Origin of the sequence: Tolypothrix campylonemoides VB511288_2 (assembly GCF_045999855.1) — a bacterium.
GTDB lineage: Bacteria > Cyanobacteriota > Cyanobacteriia > Cyanobacteriales > Nostocaceae > Scytonema > Scytonema bouteillei_A.
Genome location: NZ_JBFPMW010000017.1, coordinates 93,283 through 114,399, shown reverse-complemented (window position 1 = coordinate 114,399; position 21,117 = coordinate 93,283). Strand labels below are relative to the sequence as shown.

General features: G+C 41.0%; 21 protein-coding genes. 11 read left to right on the top strand and 10 right to left on the bottom strand.

Going from position 1 to position 21,117, the window contains the following annotated elements; translation table 11 throughout:
- Nucleotides 1-131: 131 nt before the first annotated feature.
- Nucleotides 132-566: an RrF2 family transcriptional regulator gene (locus tag AB0756_RS35460; RefSeq protein WP_038075399.1), complete on the top strand. Its 435-nt coding sequence runs from the start codon at nt 132-134 to the stop codon at nt 564-566.
- Between the two features lie 308 nt (nt 567-874).
- Here AB0756_RS35460 and AB0756_RS35455 read toward each other — a convergent pair whose 3' ends face one another.
- On the bottom strand, nt 875-1,561 hold the full coding sequence (locus tag AB0756_RS35455) for a cadmium resistance transporter (RefSeq protein WP_038075397.1): 687 nt from the start codon (nt 1,559-1,561) through the stop codon (nt 875-877).
- Between the two features lie 75 nt (nt 1,562-1,636).
- Between AB0756_RS35455 and AB0756_RS35450 the strand changes: the two genes are divergently transcribed.
- Nucleotides 1,637-2,299: a cadmium resistance transporter gene (locus tag AB0756_RS35450; RefSeq protein ID WP_038075394.1), complete on the top strand. Its 663-nt coding sequence runs from the start codon at nt 1,637-1,639 to the stop codon at nt 2,297-2,299.
- On the opposite strand, the gene AB0756_RS35445 is transcribed toward AB0756_RS35450, so the two are convergent.
- Nucleotides 2,282-3,079: a sulfite exporter TauE/SafE family protein gene (locus AB0756_RS35445; RefSeq protein ID WP_038075390.1), complete on the bottom strand. Its 798-nt coding sequence runs from the start codon at nt 3,077-3,079 to the stop codon at nt 2,282-2,284. The genes AB0756_RS35450 and AB0756_RS35445 overlap by 18 nt on opposite strands.
- 506 nt (nt 3,080-3,585) lie before the next feature.
- Here AB0756_RS35445 and AB0756_RS35440 point away from each other — a divergent pair.
- The gene (locus AB0756_RS35440) at nt 3,586-4,365 is read left to right on the top strand and encodes a phosphatase PAP2 family protein (protein ID WP_038075387.1); all 780 of its coding nucleotides are present in this window, start codon (nt 3,586-3,588) and stop codon (nt 4,363-4,365) included.
- A gap of 120 nt (nt 4,366-4,485) precedes the next feature.
- Here AB0756_RS35440 and AB0756_RS35435 read toward each other — a convergent pair whose 3' ends face one another.
- Complete coding sequence (locus tag AB0756_RS35435) at nt 4,486-5,163, bottom strand: hypothetical protein (RefSeq protein ID WP_038075604.1); 678 nt, start codon at nt 5,161-5,163, stop codon at nt 4,486-4,488.
- 760 nt (nt 5,164-5,923) lie between these two features.
- Between AB0756_RS35435 and AB0756_RS35430 the strand changes: the two genes are divergently transcribed.
- The 4 genes from AB0756_RS35430 to AB0756_RS35415 all read left to right on the top strand — a co-directional run bounded on the left by AB0756_RS35430 (nt 5,924) and on the right by AB0756_RS35415 (nt 9,730).
- Entirely contained in the window at nt 5,924-7,381 is a 1,458-nt protein-coding gene (locus AB0756_RS35430; RefSeq protein ID WP_038075382.1) for an APC family permease, read from the top strand.
- 33 nt (nt 7,382-7,414) lie between these two features.
- Nucleotides 7,415-8,128 (top strand): cadmium resistance transporter, encoded by a 714-nt coding sequence (locus AB0756_RS35425; protein WP_408019939.1) that lies wholly within the window; start codon nt 7,415-7,417, stop codon nt 8,126-8,128.
- Nucleotides 8,129-8,316: 188 nt separating this feature from the next.
- Nucleotides 8,317-9,156, top strand: a complete 840-nt coding sequence (locus AB0756_RS35420) for a sulfite exporter TauE/SafE family protein (RefSeq protein ID WP_038075377.1) — start codon at nt 8,317-8,319, stop codon at nt 9,154-9,156.
- Nucleotide 9,157: 1 nt separating this feature from the next.
- Nucleotides 9,158-9,730 (top strand): DUF1634 domain-containing protein, encoded by a 573-nt coding sequence (locus AB0756_RS35415; RefSeq protein ID WP_038075375.1) that lies wholly within the window; start codon nt 9,158-9,160, stop codon nt 9,728-9,730.
- Nucleotides 9,731-10,025: 295 nt separating this feature from the next.
- Here AB0756_RS35415 and AB0756_RS35410 read toward each other — a convergent pair whose 3' ends face one another.
- Nucleotides 10,026-10,292 (bottom strand): hypothetical protein, encoded by a 267-nt coding sequence (locus AB0756_RS35410; protein ID WP_038075373.1) that lies wholly within the window; start codon nt 10,290-10,292, stop codon nt 10,026-10,028.
- 193 nt (nt 10,293-10,485) lie between these two features.
- Here AB0756_RS35410 and AB0756_RS35405 point away from each other — a divergent pair, with 193 nt between their 5' ends.
- The gene (locus AB0756_RS35405) at nt 10,486-10,947 is read left to right on the top strand and encodes a hypothetical protein (protein ID WP_038075372.1); all 462 of its coding nucleotides are present in this window, start codon (nt 10,486-10,488) and stop codon (nt 10,945-10,947) included.
- 273 nt (nt 10,948-11,220) lie between these two features.
- On the opposite strand, the gene AB0756_RS35400 is transcribed toward AB0756_RS35405, so the two are convergent.
- Entirely contained in the window at nt 11,221-12,024 is an 804-nt protein-coding gene (locus AB0756_RS35400) for a prohibitin family protein (protein ID WP_038075600.1), read from the bottom strand.
- A 431-nt stretch (nt 12,025-12,455) separates the two neighbouring features.
- Here AB0756_RS35400 and AB0756_RS35395 point away from each other — a divergent pair, with 431 nt between their 5' ends.
- Nucleotides 12,456-12,896, top strand: coding sequence for an Rrf2 family transcriptional regulator (locus tag AB0756_RS35395; protein WP_050045712.1), 441 nt, complete (start codon nt 12,456-12,458; stop codon nt 12,894-12,896).
- Nucleotides 12,897-13,071: 175 nt separating this feature from the next.
- Here the strand turns inward: AB0756_RS35395 and AB0756_RS35390 are convergent, their stop codons facing one another.
- Together AB0756_RS35390 and folK are read right to left on the bottom strand one after the other, a co-directional pair.
- The gene (locus AB0756_RS35390; RefSeq protein WP_038075369.1) at nt 13,072-13,623 is read right to left on the bottom strand and encodes an NUDIX hydrolase; all 552 of its coding nucleotides are present in this window, start codon (nt 13,621-13,623) and stop codon (nt 13,072-13,074) included.
- Between the two features lie 84 nt (nt 13,624-13,707).
- Nucleotides 13,708-14,193, bottom strand: a complete 486-nt coding sequence (folK, locus tag AB0756_RS35385; RefSeq protein ID WP_038075367.1) for a 2-amino-4-hydroxy-6-hydroxymethyldihydropteridine diphosphokinase — start codon at nt 14,191-14,193, stop codon at nt 13,708-13,710.
- Nucleotides 14,194-14,362: 169 nt separating this feature from the next.
- On the opposite strand from folK, the gene AB0756_RS35380 reads away from it, so the two are divergent.
- A complete protein-coding gene (locus AB0756_RS35380; RefSeq protein ID WP_038075365.1) occupies nt 14,363-16,852 on the top strand; it encodes a transglycosylase domain-containing protein in 2,490 nt (829 codons plus the stop codon).
- 208 nt (nt 16,853-17,060) lie between these two features.
- Entirely contained in the window at nt 17,061-17,282 is a 222-nt protein-coding gene (gene psb35 / locus AB0756_RS35375; RefSeq protein WP_038075364.1) for a photosystem II assembly protein Psb35, read from the top strand.
- Nucleotides 17,283-17,375: 93 nt separating this feature from the next.
- Here the strand turns inward: psb35 and AB0756_RS35370 are convergent, their stop codons facing one another.
- The 3 genes from AB0756_RS35370 to AB0756_RS35360 all read right to left on the bottom strand — a co-directional run bounded on the left by AB0756_RS35370 (nt 17,376) and on the right by AB0756_RS35360 (nt 21,024).
- Nucleotides 17,376-17,801: a tellurite resistance TerB family protein gene (locus AB0756_RS35370; RefSeq protein WP_038083042.1), complete on the bottom strand. Its 426-nt coding sequence runs from the start codon at nt 17,799-17,801 to the stop codon at nt 17,376-17,378.
- A 39-nt stretch (nt 17,802-17,840) separates the two neighbouring features.
- On the bottom strand, nt 17,841-19,304 hold the full coding sequence (locus AB0756_RS35365; protein ID WP_038083043.1) for a 16S rRNA (cytosine(967)-C(5))-methyltransferase: 1,464 nt from the start codon (nt 19,302-19,304) through the stop codon (nt 17,841-17,843).
- A 271-nt stretch (nt 19,305-19,575) separates the two neighbouring features.
- A complete protein-coding gene (locus AB0756_RS35360; protein WP_038083044.1) occupies nt 19,576-21,024 on the bottom strand; it encodes a glycoside hydrolase 100 family protein in 1,449 nt (482 codons plus the stop codon).
- Nucleotides 21,025-21,117 lie beyond the last annotated feature (93 nt).

The following is a 21,117-nucleotide window of genomic DNA, read 5'->3' as shown; positions in this document are numbered from 1 at the left end:
TTGATGTCAACATGCGAGCGTAGAAGCTCGCCAAAACACCAAATAACACTTTAACCTGATTCAATCGGGTTATGCTGAATCGCCCTGTTAGGTGATGAAGTACCTTTTAGGTGTCTCATCTCTCTTAATTTATGGAACTTTCAAATAAAACAGAGTATGCAATTCTCTCTTTGCTGGCACTGGCAAAATGCTATGCTGACGGTGAATCATTGCAAATCCGAGAGATAGCAGCACGTCAAAACATTCCCAACCGCTATTTAGAAGAACTTCTAGCAACTCTAAGGCGTGGAGGTTTGATTAAGAGCATACGTGGGGTGAAAGGAGGTTACGTTTTAGCCAGGGAACCTCAAAAAATAACAGTTTTGGAAGCTTTACGTTGTATAGAGGGGTCAGACGATGAACCCGGTAAGCCTTCCAATATCAAAACGGTAGAAACTGAAGTTATTCGTGATGTTTGGCAAGAAGTTCGTCAAGCTGCTTACGACGTTTTACAGAAACATACACTTCAAGATCTTTGCGAAAAGCGAATTTCCAAGCAGCAAATGGAACTAATGTACTATATATAAATTATGCCTTCGCGGACTAATAAAAAGTCCACGTAGGTGGTGAGTCCAGAGAAAGTAGGCGGGTTTCCCGCCGTAGGCGACTGGTGAGTCCAGCGCTGCAGGAGGGTTTCCCGCCGTAGGCGACTGGCGAACCCGGAGGGCGAACCCGAAGGGACTTTGTTTGTATAGACGCAATTTTAATCGCCATTTGGATTTTAATCGCCCTTTGTTTGTATAGACGCGATTTTAATCGCCATTTGTTTTTTCTAATTGGAATGCTCCCTATTTGTCTGTATCTTGAAAAACACCAAGCGATCGCGTTAAAACTCTCACGATCGCTTATCATCTTTCTTCACTAGAATTGTTATACAAAAACAACTAGCAATTAGCTTTGTTATACTTAATGCATCACTTTTTAAAATAATAAAAATTCCCAATCCTATCAAGATAAAAGGAATAAAGTAATTACCATATCGCGCGATCGTCTCGGCTATTTCTTTTTGACGAGTTAATTGGTAAGCTACATAACACCAAACTCCTAGCAATAGAAAGAAGATAGAGACAACTATCAAAAAGCTTGCTAAATTGCTGCTAGCAAATAATGGCACGTAGACACTGATATTATCGCTACCGTTAGCGATGGTCACAGATGCAACACTATAAGTTTGAGGAGACACCAAATTCAAAAGAATAGATTCTTCAGAATCTTCTGTCTCAAATTCACTTTCCCCGGTAGGATTTTCTTCCCCATTCACCAAACTGCTAAGACCCATAGCAATTGGCATGAAACCAAGCAATCCAATCCAGCGTCCCGATAACAATAACCCTCCAAACAGACCAGAAAGACTGGTAAAAATCAGTATACAAAACCCCAAATACTGACCTGTAATAATATGCTTGTAAGTGAAGGTGGCATTTACTTGGGAAAAAAACAATAAAAGGATGAGAAGGTCATCGATATTAGTAGCAGTAAAGGCAAGGATTCCCGTGCTAATTGCAGCGATCGATTCACCCATATTGTCTTTATTGTTTAATTGCAAGCAAAGACGCACTCGTTTTTTCTAAAGTAACACTCTCTTATAAAAGCAACCATGAATATGTTTTGGGCGGCTTTCACAGAAGGTATAATTGCTTTTGCAGCAACCAATATTGATGATATCTTAATCCTTCTACTTTTTTTCTCACAAGTAGATGCTAATTTTCGCAAGCGCCATATCATTGTTGGTCAATACCTTGGTTTTTCAGCTATCATCATCGCCAGCCTACCAGGATTTTTTGGTGGTTTGGTAGTACCGCACGAAGTCATTGGGCTGCTCGGATTGTTACCTATAGCAATTGGCATAAAAAAGCTGTTGAGTCGAGAAGAATCTACAGAAGTTCAGGCTGTAACCAGCGATTTTCAGCCGATTTCATCAAACAATTCTCCGAGGTCTTTTTTAGTTAGTCTTTTGCACCCTCCAACTTATAAAGTAGCCGCAGTCACTCTTGCAAATGGGGGCGATAATATCAGCATTTACATACCGTTATTTGCTGGAAATAGCTATGCCAGTATGGGTGTAATTTTGATTGTCTTCTTAGTTATGGTTGGAGTCTGGTGTGCAATTGCTAACTTCTTAGCCCGTCAAGAGGCGATCGCTCATATTTTAAGCCGATATGGTAGAGCGGCTGTTCCTTTTATTTTGATTTGTTTGGGTTTATTTATTATGTACGAAAGAGGTACCATTCCATGGCTTTACTCATACTGGAGAAACTAATTTGTAACTCACCATTAGCAAAAGCGTGTAGATGACAAAACGCAATGGACGTTGGGGTGCAATCTCGCAAAGTTTGGCACCAAGGAGGACCCCAGGTACAGATCCAAACCATATAGGTAATACCAAACTCCAATCAACTGTTCCCAAGCTCAAATGCCCAATAGAAGTAAATAATAACAAGATAGCTGCTTGCGAAATATCTGTACCCACTAATTTACGAGCATCCAAGCGGAAAAAGGAAATTAGCACCAACGCGAACATTGAACCGGAAGAGACACTCGTTAAACCAACCAAACAGCCTAAAATAGCTCCTACACTCATTGCCAACACGCGACCCAACCCAGTATCTAGATCGAACTTCGGCAGATCGGGAAACTTCAAATTTGGGAAAAATGTGATGAGCAGCAGTTGTATCAGGGCTGATAGCGTAACAACCAAAATCATTAGCCCAACCAAGTGCAGCAAAACGTGATTGAGATTGTACTCTCCACTGTGCTTGATAAAGTGTAGAATTCCCACACCAAACAAGGAACCGGGAACGCTGCCAAAAGCCAGCCATTTTACCACTTGCAAGTCAATAGTTTTTTGCTGCCAATGCTTAAAGCCGCCTACAAATTTCATTAACGTCGCCGCTACTACGTCAGAACTGACCGCAACGGAAGGTGGAACTTGAAAGATAAAGATCAGCATTGGTGTTATGAGGGATGCTCCACCAATTCCGGTTAAACCAACGACTATACCAACACAAAAACTAAAGAGGGGTAATAAAAGATAATGCATACGACGGCTCGCATATAGGGTTATTATTTTGCCCAAACTTCCTGTGGAAGTCAGATTGGTAGATGTAAACCCTTTTTTTTTCAAAAAAGACAAAAGTCGATATACTTACCGTACTTTAACTTAGATCGCGGTCAAACGTCTAGCGTATTCGCACATACGCAATTAAATTATTTATTACAGTTCTTAAAAGAGAAGAATCAGATGCAAAAGCCTTATATAGCAAGGCATCGAGGCTGTGTAAATTTTTTAAAAGAATATAATCTGACAGCAAAAAAATACAATTTAGCCTTTCAATTCCCAAATTTCCCTGACCTAGGGAAAGTATGAAGGATAAAATATATCCCACGTAAGTTCCAGGGGGATCGGGCAAGGATGAAGGATAAGGTATGGGGTATGAAGGTATATCCTAGGTTTGTTCCAGGGTTAGTTGATGGGAATGAGCTACCCCGTCGGGTTTATCTTGTTTCCTTTACCCTGTATCCTTTCACCGTTTTAGTGTTATAGAAATGTCTCAAACTGAGTTCAACAAACCCAACCAGTCTTTTTTCAATTTTTTCAAAGCATTATTAGCTGCTCGTTGGCAGTCGCTGCTATTGCTACTTATAGGTATCTACTTACCTTTACAAATCTTTGGGCTTCTGGCAATAGCCGTTTGGGAAAGCAAAGGCGGTTTCCCCTTTCCTTGGGATGTACCCATTCTCATAGCAGTTCATTCTACAGCAACAGCACAACTTGATGCGATCGCGGTGGTACTGACCCAATTCGGTTCTTCAAAATTTATGTTTCCCGCAATCGGTTTTCTTGGGCTGCTTCTTTTGCTGCTACAACGGTGGCGATCGCTCACTTTCTTGCTCACAACAACTATAGGAAGCGCCATTATCAACCGTACAGCGAAAGAGTTCATGCACAGAATCCGCCCCCATTTGTGGGATTCACTTGCACCTGAATTAGATTTTTCATTTCCTAGCGGTCATTCGATGATGACCATGACACTAGTAGCAACCTTGGTTGTTTTAACTTGGGGTACGCTCTGGTCATGGGCTGTGCTAATTGCTGGAAGTTTTTTTGTCATAGCCATTGGCTGGACGAGACTTTATTTAGGAGTTCACTTTCCTAGCGATATTTTGGCAGGTTGGATGGTTTCAATAGCCTGGGTAATTGGCGTCAGCCTAATTATAAGACCGCATTTTACTAAAACAACTGCCGTCACCGAAGCGCCAACGGCAGAAGAAACTACATTACTTCCTGAAGAAAAGCAGGTTTTGCAAGAGAAAACAGATCGTTGATTGCTCGGAACTTTCAGATAGAAATACCCAATTAAGTCTTTGTGGGACGGGGATTTTGCCCGTCCTTTATTAATATACAGACAGGCAATATACCCCACATCACAAGTAGTGATAGTATCCTTAATCCCCAAGACTGATTTGTGGAGTCTCGTTCGTGGGCGCGTTGGTAGCTCTTGTATCTAAGAATGCTTGAGAGACTTTAGGAACAAACCAGTTGATTTTACTAGATTTGGACACTTGAGCAACCGGCATATTAAATTCCAGTGCTCCAGTATTTTGATTGCTAGCGATCGCTAACTTAGTCCCTTTGGGGACTTTAACAACGACACCGCCACTAATTTCTTGATTTTTTCCGCTAGAAGTTGAGGATACAGCAGTGACATCACTGGGTATGTAAATTCCCTGACAATCCCAGTCATTTTGGGTTGTTTGACCATCAGCTAGAAAGTAAAGCCCAGCATCATATGGAAAATCTTCTTGTTCCACGTTTGCTGGTATTGGCCCATAAATAGCTAGAGTTTTGCCAGTTTTGTTTTCGCACTGACCCCAATTGACGCCTGACTCATAAGCGTATTTGAGCAACTCCAACTCTGCGAGCTTGCTTTCTATTTCTTCTGGTGTATAACCCTCGATATCTGATTGAGATTCTTGGACGCTTTGCAACTTGTTAATCTCTTTAGTCAATGCTTTGTATTCAGGGCTTTTCGTAATTTTTGGTGCATCTGCAAAGGAAGGTTGAGCAAACAAAAAGTTTGCTAGTAGTAGCAGCACCATCAAAAGATATTTGAAAGCTTTCATGTTTTTTTCCAAACCAAATAACAAAATCCGAAACTTGAAACCTATGGTTTGCAGGCAACACATTATCCACATTGTAGCAACTGCAAAGACAAAAAATAGAGTCTAGAGAATGGGAGTTAAGGGTTGGGTAAGAAAGATGTTCGTGCTTTGTTTTGAGCTATTGCTGATAAACATCTATCTTATCTATTCAGAAGTTACATTATCATCTAGCCGTCAGTTATTAAATCTTAAAAAACAATTAATTTTATACGGAGAGATAGCATATCTTCGAGCGCTTTTAATTGCTATCTCTCAATCCTATCAACTCCTTTAGCTTTCTCAAGGAGTCATGGCAACTTTTCCGGTAAACTTTTGCGTGTATTAAATAAAACTTTTATTTTGTATATTCAAATACTTGTTATTTTGTTGGTAGCAATTTTTTGCTACTATTCCGATGAACTTGGCGTAGAATTAGAATTTATTAAAAAACACTGATTTAGTATTTTTTAAAGACTTGATTGCCGAAATTATATAAGCTATGATTTACTTCGCAGCCCAAATTCAATTAACCAAGAGAAAAATGTATTGCAATCATTAATATTTTGTATATATCCTGCTCGTGCAAAGGAATATAGCAGTCATAAATGAAATATAAAAATAAGAGTGAAGACTGCTAATAGCTAACGATCGAAAAGCAATTAGCTATCAGCCATTAGCTATTAGCTAATTTCTCAAAACTCACCAAAAATATTGGCTATCTCAGGGTAAAAAAACTTGCAAGATGAAACCTAAAATATTATCCCACAGTAAAAGTACGCATGGTTTAAAACCCGCGTGTCTCTCATTTGGGGAAGTTCTAGCTCAATCCTTTGCTGTTATTGCACCTACCACAATTCCTGCATCTAATATTGGTTTGATAGTGGCGCTTTCGGGGAAAGGAGCCTGGTTAAGTTTTCTCATCGGTTTAATTGGACTCGTTTTAGTCAGTATCAACATCAATCAGTTTGCCAGTCGTTCGGCTTCTCCCGGTTCCCTATACTCTTATATTGTCAAAGGCTTAGGTCCAACAGCGGGTGTGATTTGTGGTTGGTGTTTGGTACTGGCATATTTGTTCACGGGAATGTCCGTATTGTGTGGTTTTGCCAACTTCAGTGGAAATTTAATCGGTCAATTGGGTATTCATCCCTCTAGTATTACGTTGTTGGCTTTAGGTGCGGGAATAGCTTGGTATGCAGCCTATAAAGATATTCAGCTTTCTGCTATGGCAATGCTCTGGCTCGAAGGAATCTCGCTGGCTTTGATTGCAGTGTTGTGCGCGATCGTTTGGGCAAATAAAGGTTTTGCTTTAGATATGTCACAACTAACACTTTCTGATGTCACTCCTGGCAAAGTTGCAACGGGATTAGTATTGGTCATGTTTGCTTTTTCTGGCTTTGAAAGTGCTACGTCGTTGGGTGATGAAGCAAAGAAACCGTTAAAAACCATTCCCAGATCGGTGATTGGGAGTGTTATTCTAGCAGGTCTGTTTTATATATCAACGACATATATTGAAGTCTTGGGTTTTAGCGGTACTGGTGTGTCGATTACCAAAACTGAAGAACCTTTAAAGTTTTTATCCCAACAAGTCGGTATGGGATTTTTGGGAGAGTTAATTGCTTTTGGCGCATTATTTAGCTTTTTTGCTTGCGTTTTGGGCTGTATTAATCCTGCCGCTAGAATTTTCTTTATGATGGCACGTCACGGATTATTCTACTCCAAGCTAGGGACTGCACATTCTTTTAATCGAACTCCCCATATTGCGGTGACGATGTGCTCGTTTGCTATTTTCTTAGTTCCTGCAGTGATGTCCTTATTTAACATTCAGTTGTTTGAAAGTATGGGTTACTTAGGAGCTATCTGTAGCTATGGATTTCTCACAGTTTATATCCTCATTTCTATTGCAGCACCAGTTTATCTCTATCAAATCGGTAAACTCCGCTTCCATCATGTCGTTTTCTCTGTGCTAGCGGTTGCATTTATGATGATTCCTGTATTGGGAAGTGTCGGAATTCCAGGCAGTACAATGTTTCCAGTTCCAGAAGCTCCTTATGATGTTTTCCCCTACTTATTCTTGACGTATTTAGCGCTCACTTGTGGCACGTTTGTGTTGCAGCGATTGCGATCGCCCAACATTGTTATGGAAATGCGCCAAGGAGTTGAAGAAATTCATGCTCGATTTAGCGATCGCGATGGGCTTTAATTTCAATTTATATAGAACTACAGGTTCTAGCAGATGAACGTCGAGCGAGAAAGTACAATTCAAAATTCAACATTCCTTAATCCAAAATCCCAAATTGACATGAGTGGATTAGTAACTGCAATTAGTACAGGGGCAGCTGCTTTTGGTGCTACCAACATTGATGATATTGTTATCCTGACAATCTTTTTTTCACAAGTTAATGAAACATTTCGCCGTTGGCATATTATCTTGGGTCAGTATTTAGGGTTTACAATACTGGTTCTTGCGAGTCTTCCCGGCTTTTTTGGAGGTTTAATTGTACCGAAACCGTGGATTGGACTTTTTGGCTTAGTACCAATCCTAATTGGTATTAGGTACTTAATGAACAAAGATGAAGAAGATTCAGAAAACGCTGAGGAAGAGTCAGAACAGAGCCAAAACTCTTTTTTTGCCAAATTTTTTAACGTACAAGTTTATAGTGTTGCTGCTGTGACATTTGCCAATGGCAGCGATAATATTAGTATTTATATTCCTTTATTTGCTAGCAGCACTTTAGACAGCTTGGTTGTTATCATAGCAGTCTTTTTTCTACTTGTGGGAGCTTTGTGCTTTGCAGCATATCAATTAACCAATCAGAGAACCGTAGCTGAAATGCTTTCTTGTCATGGTAATAATTTTGTCCCATTTGTATTGATGGGATTGGGTGCTTTAATTTTAATAGAAAGTGGTGTTTTAACTCCTCTACTTTCTTTTGTTATAGATAGTTAATGGTTAGTTGTTAGTAGTTGTTTATTAGTTGTAAATAACTACTTACCACTAACGATGAAAGGCGAGACGCCTGTCCCAACCCAATAAAGACAAACTACTAACCACCAGTCATTAACAAGTTTGGTTACAGAATATACAAACATATTACTGGATATTTTAGTATAAATTTATAAATTTGAGGAATAAAATTGACTATTTTAGAATTTTCATTATTAGTTTGGATAGGGTCGTTTACTGCAGGATTTCTAGGGGCATTAACTGGTTTGGGAGGTGGCGTTGTGATTGTCCCGTTGTTAGCGTCGGTTTTTGGAGTTGACATCAGATATGCAGTTGGTGCTTCTTTAGTCTCTGTCATCGCCACTTCCTTAGGTGCAGCATCTACATATATAAAGAAAGGCTACACAAATTTGCGGTTGGGAATGTTTTTAGAAGTCGCAACAACGATTGGAGCTTTAATTGGAGCGTTAATTGCTACGTATATTTCTGTGAAAGCTTTAACTATTGTGCTGGCTGTTGTTCTACTTTATTCAGCTTACCTTTCACAACAACCTAAACTTGATAATCCGGAAAGCGAGTCGCCCGATCCTTTGGGCAATTATTTACAACTTAACGGCAGTTATCCCGCACCTGAAGGAGTAGTATCTTATCAAGTTCACTCCGTCCCTGCTGGATTTAGCGTGATGCTTGTTGCTGGTGTGATTTCTGGTTTATTGGGTATTGGTTCGGGCGCGTTTAAAGTACTGGCAATGGATCAAATCATGCGTGTCCCGTTCAAAGTTTCTACAACCACAAGCAATTTTATGATTGGGGTGACAGCCGCCGCATCTACAGGAGTTTACTTAGCACGCGGTTACATCGATCCTGCATTGTCAATGCCAGTTATGTTAGGCGTTTTACCCGGTGCTTTTTTAGGTGCGCGAGTTCTTATAGGAGTTAAAACTCAAACTTTAAGAATTGTCTTTAGTCTTGTGCTAGTTCTTATGGCTTGCAAAATGGTATTTAACAGCTTAACATCAGGGGCAGCGTAATATGGAAAAAACAATTTTTAGTTTTTGGCGGGGTTCGCCTACACTTTCAGAAAGTGAACCCACTCAACTCCAGTTACAGCAATTTGGCGATACTGCTACAACCGTTAAGCCGGAGGCTCATCGCAACTTAATTCAGCAGAACAACAAAACCGCCCCACTAGTGGCTCATAACTCCGAGCTTGATGCTAGCAAAGACGGTACTAAGACGGTAAGCGATTTACAACTCGAGCCATTACTGAGCAACTTATTAAAATATGGCGTACTCATTGCTAGTGCTGTCATTTTCATAGGCGGCTTACTCTACTTAATTCGCCACGGTGCTGAACCAGCTAACTATCACATTTTTAAAGAAGAATCATTTGAGTTTCGCTCTCCCATAGGTGTTATAGATGTTATTCGAGCAGGTAGCTATCGTGGAATTATTCAACTTGGATTACTGCTACTAGTTGCAACTCCTATATTACGCGTTATTATCTCCCTATTCGTATTTCTACGACACAGAGAATATACTTACGCTCTCATTACGTCGATTGTCCTGAGTGCTTTATTGTGCAGCTTTTTAGGTGCTTTTTAGCGGAAGTAAGCCAAAGAGTGCCAAAGCCTGCAAGAATGGAATTCTCGGGTTATACAAACAAAGCCTGCCCAGGCAGGCTTTTTTCAAAATCATGTGGCACGAACGCAATTACCCAGACTCAGCCCGACAATGTTTGCGCTTCAGTCTGCCTGAACTTTGTGGGAATCTTTGACTTTTCGCTAACAGCGAGCGCGAAAAAATATTACTTTTTCCGGTCTTCTTTTAAAATTGCGATGCTCCCTTTTAGACCAACTATTGAGCGTCTCTAGATGAAAATTTTTTTAAAATAAAAATTTTAGGAAACAAAGCGATTTATTAATCCTAAATTTTGTTGAATAAACTCCGATATAGAAGTTCTCAACAAATCAATCATTTCCGTTGAGAATAATCCCAATGCAGCAGCAGAACCCAAGCTAAACAAACCAACAATCAAAGCTAGAAACCTTCCAAAAAAACCGGGGTTAATTTCCATAAAACCCAGTCGCGATTGTCCTATAACTGAAATAGTCAGAAAAACTATTCCTAGGATTAAAAAAATATTAGTTAAAGGTAAAGCACTCATATTTTTCAAAAATTTCCTGTCTTCGATTATAACCGTGATTTTTACTTAACTGCTTACCCATAAAGTAAGAAATTCAGGTGCTAAACCCTAACTTCTTTAAAGGCGTTGGGGAGCTAGCACTGCTAACCACTAGACTTTTGATTTATTTTTCGTTATACTACGGTAAGTGAATAGACTTTATGCAATTTACATTATGCAACAAGCCCCACAAATGCCTCATGAGTCGAACTTAGCAGCGGACACAGCCCTTGAGCAGTCGCAGTCAGATGCTCCTGTGGGTTTGAAGCAAGGAATTTTCAAAAAAATCAGAGGGGGATTGTTTTTTGCCCTTGGATATTTACTATCACCTCTATGTTGGTGGAATGACTTAATTTTCAATCTGCCGATCGCTTACGGTTTTGGCTATGTTTGCAGTTTATTCTCGCCAAAACTACTTATCCCTTGCTCAATAGCAGGCTATTGGCTTTCTAACGTTGTTGGGATTCTTTTGATGCAAAGAGGCGCTTTGGATGTGTTTCAAAACCAACCAACAGAACGCAATCCAAGAAAAGAGTTGGTTACAGGTCTCGTAACCTCAACTATTTTTACAGTCGTTATTTTAACTTTAATCCAGTTAAAAGTTATTGAGACTCCGGATTTGTTTCCAAATAGCTAATGGTTAATGGCTAATTACTAATTGCTAATTGCTAATTGCTAATTGCTAATTGCTAATTGCTAATAGTGAGTCCAGAGAAAGTAGGCGGGTTTCCCATGCCGCAGGTGACTGGCGTACAGCCCTTCGGACATAGCTTCGTATCGCGTATAGCCCTTACGGGCAATAGCCTGCGGCAACGCGGAGCGTGTGCCTTGCACATAGCGTCTGTGCTCCTGAGATACAAGGGAGGGCTAATAGACATTTGGCCATTAGCCATTAGCCATTAGCCATTAGCTAATACGATTTCAAAAAATCTGTCAAATTTAATAACTTTTGTTCTCCTTGACCAACAATTACGGGAAGCTTACCATCCCATTTTTCTAAGGCTTGCTTTTCCAGAATCTCTGGTGTTAAGTTTTCGCGGATAATCTTGTGTGCTTCCGCTTCACCTTTTGCCAAGTTCACTCTCGCTTCTGCTTCTTTTGATGCTTTTAAAGCGATGAATTCCGCACGTTTGGCTTCTTGTGCAGCCACTTGTTTTGATTCTACAGCTTCATTAAACTTTTGCGAGAAGTGAATGTGGAGCAGAGAAACGTCGTCTACTGCAATGTGATAGTTAGCCAATCTATTTGTTAAAGTTTCGTCTACTCCTGCTTTCATTTCTTCTCGCTTGAGAATAATTTCTTCGGCAGTATATTTTGCAACAATCGCCTTGAGGACTTCTTCAAGTGCTGGATTGATAATGCGATCGACAACATTTTTTTCATCTCCAATTTTCTGGAAAATAGTATTGGCTTTCTCTGGAATAATATGCCAGTTTAGAGCCACCTCTGCGGAGATATTCTGTAAATCTTTAGTAGAAGCCTCAGCAGAAATGTTTTGTTTCTGCACTTGCACGCTCAATCTCTTTACTGTGTTTACTACTGGTACGATGATGTGAATACCTTCTCCAAGGACTCTGTCTTGAACTTTACCAAATTCCATCAATACACCTCGTTCTCCTGCATTAACGATCGCAAAGGGAGTCAAGAACAAAGTGATGAGAACTAGAAGTGCTGTCAGTTTACCGGCATTGTTAAATGCTTTACTTTTTTTCATAATTGCTAACGAATGTAAAGTATCTGTAACAAGTTTGACTGTTGCTTTGCGTCTCCAGAGCAGGATGAGTATTGCTTGTGGATAAACAATTTGGGATGCGATCGTGTATTTTGACAAAAATTAATTTTTTACTGAGTTATTTCTGCTTTTAAAAAGTACGGTATATTGGTAGAATTGCCGTACTCACAGTTTGACATATTTTATAACTGCGTGTTGCGGCAAACAATGTATAAAACCCATACCCAACATAGATGAAAAAGGATACAAACTTTATACCGGACATTCATCTATTAAATGGATACCATATCCTATCTTTATCTACGGGAAAATATGGTAGCGTAAAAACTTTTTTGTCAAGCCCTTAAATGTTTAGTGTGAGGTCTATTTTATTCCCTCATACTTTATACTTCATCCTTTAGTTGATTTTTTTGATGATGGAAATATCCTCGAAAATTAAATATACTCTACTAGCACTGCTAGAGCTGACTCGATACTACGAGCAAGAAGAATTTTTACAAATTGAACAAATCGCAGTTTCTCAGCAAATACCAGATCGGTATTTAGGACAACTCTTGATGAGTTTGCGACGATGCGGTTTGGTTTGCAGTCAGCGAGGAGTTAAAGGGGGTTATCAACTCAGCAAACCTCCTGAAGAAATTACATTGCTTGAAGTGCTGACTTGTCTTGAAGGTGCAGCAACTCAAGAATACGGGGAACTGGGGGAGCCACTCAGTATGGAAAATATGATTATTAAAGAAGTGTGGCATGAAGCGACGAAAGCGGCATTGACAGTTTTTGGAAGTTATACCTTAAGAGGGTTGTATGAGAAACAACAAGCAAGGCAGTTGTTAAATCCAATGTATTATATTTAACTGGATTTCGACAGACTTCACCCTGCTCTCCTTGTAGGGGTTCGGGGTGAGGTCTGTTTTGGCTTCATTGGACTCACTTCTTTTTAAGCGGGACATCTAACACTTTGAAAACACGCTTTAGTCCCCTTAAACAAGGGGACTGTGGACTATAGCTAAATGAATAATTGATAACCTTTCATTGATTTAAGAAAGGACGGGCGAGAAAAAAGCTAGTAATTGATTTAGCGTCTACCTGTTCGCCATCAAGAATCGCTTTCTCTAACTCTTGAGGAGTAAAGAAAACTGTCTCCATATCTTCGTCTTCATCTTGTGGTGGCGGTTCGTCTAGCTTTTCTAAATCTTGGGCGAGGAAAGCATAAATAATCTCGCTAGAATAACCAGGGGCTAGGAAAAACTCACCTAATTTTTGCCACTTATGAGCGCGAAAACCTGTTTCTTCCTGAATTTCACGCTGAATGGTTGCTAGGGGGTCTTCACCGTACTCTACAGTTCCCGCAGGAAACTCAAATAACCTTCCTTGTGCTGCAAATCGATACTGGCGCACGAGTAAAAGTTTACCTTCTGAAGTCACAGGTATTACTAAAGCTCCACCTGGGTGACGGATGCACTCCCATTCTCCTTCAGAGTTGTTGGGTAAACGCAAGCGATTGACTTCAAAATCGAACTTGCGTCCCTTATAGAACAAGCGTTGCTTTAACAGTTGGGGTAATTCTCTACCTAATGGCATACTCTGTTTTATAGTTAAAAAGCACACAGACTAGTACTTTCGGTGGATGTGAAACTAGCGTTTTCTGCGCTTATAGTTGTAAAATTAATAGCCCACCAATAGTTGCACTTCTGTACAGTCTACATCTTTAACAAGCTCTTTAATCCTGCGTCCGGAAATTGGTTCTACCCAATCTGGAGCGATTTCTGCTAGTGGAACTAACACAAATGCTCGTTGCTGCATTCGAGGGTGGGGAACTTGGAGTTTTGGCGTCTCTAAAATCAAGTTATCGTATAACAACAAATCCAAATCTAAGGTGCGTGGTTCCCATCGTTCTCGCCGCACTCGTCCAAATTGATTTTCAATATTTAGTAAAGTTTCGAGCAGTTGTTCTGGTACCATCTCTATTTGTAAAATAGCTGTACCGTTGATGTAATCTGGTTGTGGTGGTCCGACAGCTTTGGTTCTGTACCAACTGGATTTTGCCTGTAAAACAACCCCCGGTGTCTGGGCTAGAGCTTCTATGGCGGCTTCTAAGATTGCTAGGGAATCACCAATGTTGCTACCCAACGCGATCGCACTACTTTTCATGAGCAACTTGCCAATGGAAAAATAATAAGTAAAAATTATCGATAAAGTTTGCCCTATAGGGATACAGTTTATTATTTGGCGGATGTTATACTAACACGGTTGTGGCTCAAAAATCAGAAAAAGTTTTTCATGACGATCGCATTGCAACTGCTTGAAGTGAGGGATTAACGTGGTAAAGTTTACCTCCTGGTTCAAAGACAAACAAATTAAGTCGAGTGAATCTGATAGAGAGAAACAGTCACCGCAGCCAAATCATCAGGACGAAAACGCGGAATCTACTCAGGATAAAAAATCACAAAGCTTCTTGGCAAATGTGAGGAAATCACTGAATGGGATAAGTGCCAAATTACCTGGAGGTCACAAACCTATTTATCGTCGCTACTGGTTTTGGGCGGGCTTGGGTCTGAGTGGTGGAATTATTGCTGCTAGTTATGGTGTATCGGCAATAGACCGTTCTCTACCTGACAAAGCTGAACTGAACGCAGTTGTCAGAGAACAGACACTCACTATTAAAGCTGCTAACGGGTCAATTTTACAACAACAAGGAGAAGCAACCAGAGAACAGTTAACGCTAGAGGAAATACCGGATAAGCTGCAACAAGCTTTCATTGCTTCAGAAGATCGACGGTTTAGCCAGCATAATGGGGTCGATACTCAGGGAATAGCAAGAGCCATACTAAATAACCTGCGATCGCAAAACGTGGTAGAAGGTGGTAGTACCATCACGCAGCAACTTGCCAGAATTCTTTTTCTCAAACAAGAGCGTACAGTTTGGCGCAAGCTTAAAGAAGCGCGTCTGGCTCAAAAAATGGAAGAAGAATTGACAAAAGACGCCATTTTAGAACGGTACCTGAACTTAGTTTATTTGGGGTCCGGAGCCTACGGTGTAGCAGATGCAGCTTGGGTTTACTATAGCAAACCTGTAAGCAAACTTACCCTAGGGGAGATGGCAACAATCGCAGCATTACCGCCCGCCCCAAATAACTTCTCGCCGATAGTCAATCGTCAAGCAGCACAACAACGACGGAATATAGTGCTGCAACGGATGCGAGAAGAAGGATTTATTACAGCCGCCGAACAACAAGCAGCAACTGCAGAACCAATCAACCTAAAAGCAAGCGCCCCAAGGCGATGGGAAGTAGAATCTCCCTACTTTATCAGCTATGTACAAAAAGAGATACCCAAATATGTTTCCCCTGAAGTTCTGAAAGCAGGTGGCTTAACAGTAGAAACCAGCCTGGACCTAAAATGGCAGGATGCGGCGGAAAAAGCTGTGGCTAAAACTTTGAGAAATCAAGGGCGTTGGGAAAATTTTAAACAAGCAGCCTTAGTTGCCATTGACCCCCGCAATGGTCAAATTAAAGCAATGGTTGGGGGAAAAGATTTTAACAAAAACCAATTTAACCGCGTTACTCAAGCACAGCGCCAACCCGGTTCTACTTTTAAAGGGTTTGTGTATGCCACTGCGATCGCAGCAGGTTTCAATCCCACCGATGGTTACTTAGATTCACCTTTAATAATAGACGGTTACGAACCCAAAAACTTCGATGAAGGTTATCGAGGTTGGATTAGCATGAAAGATGCTCTCACCAAATCAGTGAATATTGTTGCGGTGAGAGTCATGATGAAAGTGGGATTTGAGCCAACTATCAGAATGGCTCACAAAATGGGGATTAAATCGGATCTCAAGCCAATGTATTCATTAGCACTTGGCTCTTCAGAAGTGAATCTTTTAGAATTGACGAGTGCTTATGGAACTTTTGCTACCAAAGGTCTGCACGTAGAACCCCACGGTATTACCCGCATTCTCGACCGTAAAGGAAAAGTCATTTGGTCTCCAAACTTTAAACCAGAACGGGCTTTAGATACTGAGAGTGCAGCTATTATGACATGGATGCTGCGTAATGTTGTGGAAAATGGTACCGGTCGAGCCGCCCAACTGGGTAGACCTGTTGCAGGAAAGACCGGCACCACAGATGAAGCTCGCGATCTGTGGTTTATTGGTTATATTCCGCAACTTGTGACAGGTGTTTGGTTGGGTAATGACGATAACAAACCGACCTGGGGTAGCAGTGGAAGCGCTGCTTACACTTGGCATGAATTTATGGAACAGGTGGTCAGTAAAATACCCGTTGAGAAGTTTCCTGAAATACCCAAGCTAGCAGGTCGAAAAGGTACTATCAAAGCACAGGCTGTTAAACCCAGACGAATAGTAAATCGTTCTGCAGGTTTCTACAACAACGATGATGATGATAATTCTCGTAAATCTTACAGGCGCGATCGAGAAAATACCTCAGATGATGGCTCTCAAGAGCGTACCTATAGAAGACGCAGATATAGGAGACGTTACGACCAAGAGGAGCAGCAACAACCGCAAGAGTATACTTCAAGACGCAGCAGGCGTAACTATCAACAAGACGACGAGGAAAGCAGCACCTCCAGAAGGCGCTATCGCCGTCGCTACCGTGTAGAGCAATCGGAATCTGGCGAGTCAAGTTCGCAAAGAAGATACAGGGGAAGCAATTCTGATTCATCGCCAAGAATTCGCCGACGGTACACGCCCGATACAGGTAATTCCTCAGAGTCTACATCTCCAAAACGCTCTTGGAGAGAACGGCTCAGACCGACAACACCTCCTGCTTCGGAGACAGTACCTTAAAGAACAAGGGAGATAAGGGGGACAAGGGGAATTTTCTCCTTTATCTTCCCCCTCTTCCTTGTCTACCATCTCTACCCCATCCCCCCTCTCCCCCTCCCAATTATCGGAATGTACGACTTTGGATGAGTTCTACAGAGTAGGCGTTAATGATACTCTCTTCATATAAGGTAGTAATAAGTAGTGTTGCCTACATAAGGAGGGTCTACCCATGTACTTTTTATTAGAAACAGCAGCGCAAGCAGCAGCAGAAGCAAAAGACCCATATCAATTTCCTTGGGCTTTTACAGCAGTCTACGTAATCGGCTTTATTGCTGCTGTGACAATTGGTTCAATCGCTTGGTATAACTCCAAGCGTCCTGTTGGTTGGGAAAGCAAGGAGCGCCCAGACTTTGTACCTAAGGTAGATAAAGATCCAACACCAGGTGTGTAGTCATTGCTAATGGCTAATGGCTAATGGCTAGTAGCTAATGGCTAAGCAACTAACAAATAACAATTAGCAATTAGCAATTAGCAATTAGCAAATTCAATTTTGAACGTCAACCCAACGGCGGTAAAGTTTTTGAATTTGTCTGAGAACATTATGATGCCCATGTTGGGTTGAATCGTTGGTATCCGATATTTGTTGTAATTTTGTCAACAGTTTTGCTTCTTCTGTTGCAACTTCACCATCACTGTAAATCAATCCGCCGATCGCCTCGATCAAGTTTTGGCATTCTTCTTGAGTGGGGCGTTCCCCCAAATACTCCTTCAACCAATCATAAAACTGTTCTGGTTGCACGGAGACTAACTCGTACAACCAAGGTTGAATTTCTGGCTCGTCAGCAACTCCCTTCTCTTGAGCCACTTTGCGAAGATATTGCCTCTCTTCTGGTTGAATTCTGCCATCAATCCAAGCCGCCCCAATCAGGATTTTGACCAAGTTTTTCACGCTACTAGAATTACCAACCATAAGGTAAATCCTCCGGTAGTTCAATTTACCTATTCTCCCTCAATTCCTGATTTTTCTTAAGCGCACCATAAAAAAGCCATCCATATCTTGTTGGTGGGGTAAAACTTTAATCCAACCTTCTCGAGTGCAGTAAGGATGGGCTAGTGAATCAATTCTGGGGGTTTCAATTTCCCAGTTTGGATAATCTGCGAGAAATGACTCAATGACATTTTCATTTTCTTTGGGATGCAGCGTACAGGTTGAGTAAACAAGTACACCATTTAACTTGACAAAAGTAGAGGAATGTGCAATAAGTTGTTTTTGTAGCACGGAAAGCTCTTCGACAGTTTCTGGTTTTTGCCGCCAACGCGCATCAGCATGACGGTGGAGTGTTCCCAAGCCAGAACAGGGCGCATCTAAGAGTACTCGATCGGCGGTATTTTGAAACTCGGTAAAGTCACGGGTGCTATCACCGAGATATATTTGTATGGATTGTAGGGAAAGCCGTTGAATATTTTCTTGAAGTTTTTTCACACGCGATGGAGTGCGATGTACCAAAAGTGCGGCTTCGCGCTCGCTCTTAGCGCCTGTACCCGGCTTATCGCAAGCGCAAATTTTTCCCCTATCTGCCATTAATTCTGCAATGTGGGTTGTTTTACCACCAGGTGCAGCACAAACATCAATAATAGTCTCATCTGGTTGAGGGTCCAGTAAATGACTGACGAGTTGAGCGCTACTATCTTGTACAGTCCACCAACCTTGGTTATAACCGGGTAAATTTTGAATGGGACCAGCGTTACTCATCAATCGTAAAGCTTGAGGTAACTGATGAACCCTTTGAAACGAAACACCCGCCGATTGTAACTCCGCCTCCACTTCTTCCACCGCAACCCGCAACAAATTAACCCGCAAATCAATCGCTGGAGTTTTGTTCATCCACATACATAATTGTTCTGTTTCAGCTAAACCAAATTGCTCTACCCACACTTGAACAATCCAATCGGGAAAGCTGTGTAAAATACCCAAGCGTGCGATCGGGTTTTCTGGCAATTGCAAGGGGATTTTGGATTTTGGATTTTGAATTGGGAAATCTTCTCCCCCTTCCCCCCCTCTGTCTTTCTCCCTCTCCTCTTTCCCCTCAGTCATTCTGATATACTGACGCAGTAAACCGTTAACAACACCAGTTAAACCAGAAAAACCATTTTCTTTGGCTAACTGAACTGTGGTGTTGACAGCTGCACTAACAGGAATCCGTTCTTGATATTGTAATTGGTACAAACCCAAATGGATAATAGTGCGGAGGTCTTTTGGCTGTTGGTGAGATTTCTTTTTACCAAGTTGGTCTATAATGGCATCGAGGGTACGCTGTCTTCTGGTGCATCCGTATACCAATTCCGTCACAAGACGACGATCCATATCAGGTAAATTAACTTTTTGCAGTACGCGATCGAGGGCAATATCAACATAAGCCCCTTTATGAATATCTCGCAGTGCAGTAAAAGCTAATTGACGGGAAGAAATCATTGTCAAATGTATGTAAATTTTAAAATTTCCGATTGTTCTTTAGGGTAGCAAATACTTCAGCAGGATTTTAAATAGGCAAAAAAATTTCTTAAGGAAGAATTAGATACTTAACCAATCTGTTTTAAAGGTCGCTTGGGGTTGAGAGATCGGCTTAAAGCCGTTCCTAACTGGTAGGAACGGCTGCGAGAATTTGTTGATGAAATTCTCAAAGATATGGACAAACAGTAAGTTATGAGTAGCTTTATCCGAAATTAAGTAACAGCTTCAAACCCTAACCAAGAATCATAGTATCAGCATGAGCGAGTTCAAACTCACAAGCTCTAGAAGTCTGTTCTACAGAAAATGGTTCAAAAGTTACAAGTGGTAAAAGTGTGGGATTTTGCAATAATTCTTTTGCAAGCAAGAATCCAGCAATTGTCCAAGTTTGATATTTCCTAGCTTGTTTGCCAATTAACCGACCTTTCTTACCGTCGTAATACTCCGGCCACTCATCATAATGGAGCCTAGCCTGTGCAATTTCAAGCGCTCTATTTGCCAGTTCCGGTCTATTTGTTTTCACAGCAGCTGCTGATAATAACCACAATAAAACAGGCCAACTGCCGCCATTATGATAAGACCAGGGAATGTTTTTGGGGTCACATCCAGTAACAATTTTATACTCTTCGTCTTTTAAAGCGGGGAAACAAATTTTCACTGGCATATCTCCCACTAGGTCTTCCCAACGTTCGTCGAAAAGATTCATAATGGCTTGCGATTGTTCTTCACTTGCAAGATCTGAGATAACGGCCACTAAATTTCCTAAAGTAAAGAAGCGAGTATCTAGCTGAGACGGTCCAACATTACCTACTAGATAACCGCCTTTTCTTGGCAACCACTTGTCCAATTCATAGTATGGTAAAGAATCAGCATATATATTGAAGAGGTTGACTGCTGCTTTGCCGTACTCTTCACTCTTGAAGCGATAAATTTTGTTCAAGCAATTCAAATCCATCCAATAATGCTGGCGGATGTGAACGCGTAAGAGTGGTAAGCGATTATCAATAGCTTCCACAATATCTTCGTTACCTTGGCAAATTAGGAGTTCTCTTGCTGAACGTAATGCAGCAAAAAATAAAGCCTGAATTTCTAAAGGATGCCCGTAGATACCCATACGACGATCGATCATACAAGCACCATCTGGCACCAATAAGGTTGGATACATATCAAACCTTGTCGCCAAGCACAGTTCCATAATTAACCGGATACCATGTTGAAATTCAGGTTGATAGGCTAAAGAAAAATCTTTTGTAGCTACTACATAAGCACGTAATAAAATCACCCACCAAAGGCAAGAATCGACTGGCGTGACTCGAGCAATAGCGTGTTCGCCAAAATCGGGTTCTAGATATTCTTCTCCACCCTCTGAGACAACCTTGAAGCTAGCTGGCATCAGACCCCGACCTGGCTTGTAAGCATTTAACTGCCTTTCCTTTGGCTGTAACTTTAAGGTTTCCTCTAGAAAATTACGAACAATATCTGTTCTTCCTTTAGTCAGAAAAATTAGAGCTGAGGATACGAAATCACGAACAAAGCATTGGTCATAATTTAATGCTTCTACTGAGCTATCATAAGCGGCTACTGTTCCTACAGGACGCCCTTTATAGTAAAGAATGGAATTTTCTAATGCTTTCCAAGCCTCACTCTCTATGTTTTCACTTGGAACAAAATCATCTAAATACATTGTCAGAACAACTCCAATGGTTTGGTAAATGGGTAGTGAGAGGTATTGTGGTATCTACTGCTATTTAGATCATAACAATGATGATTTGTTCAA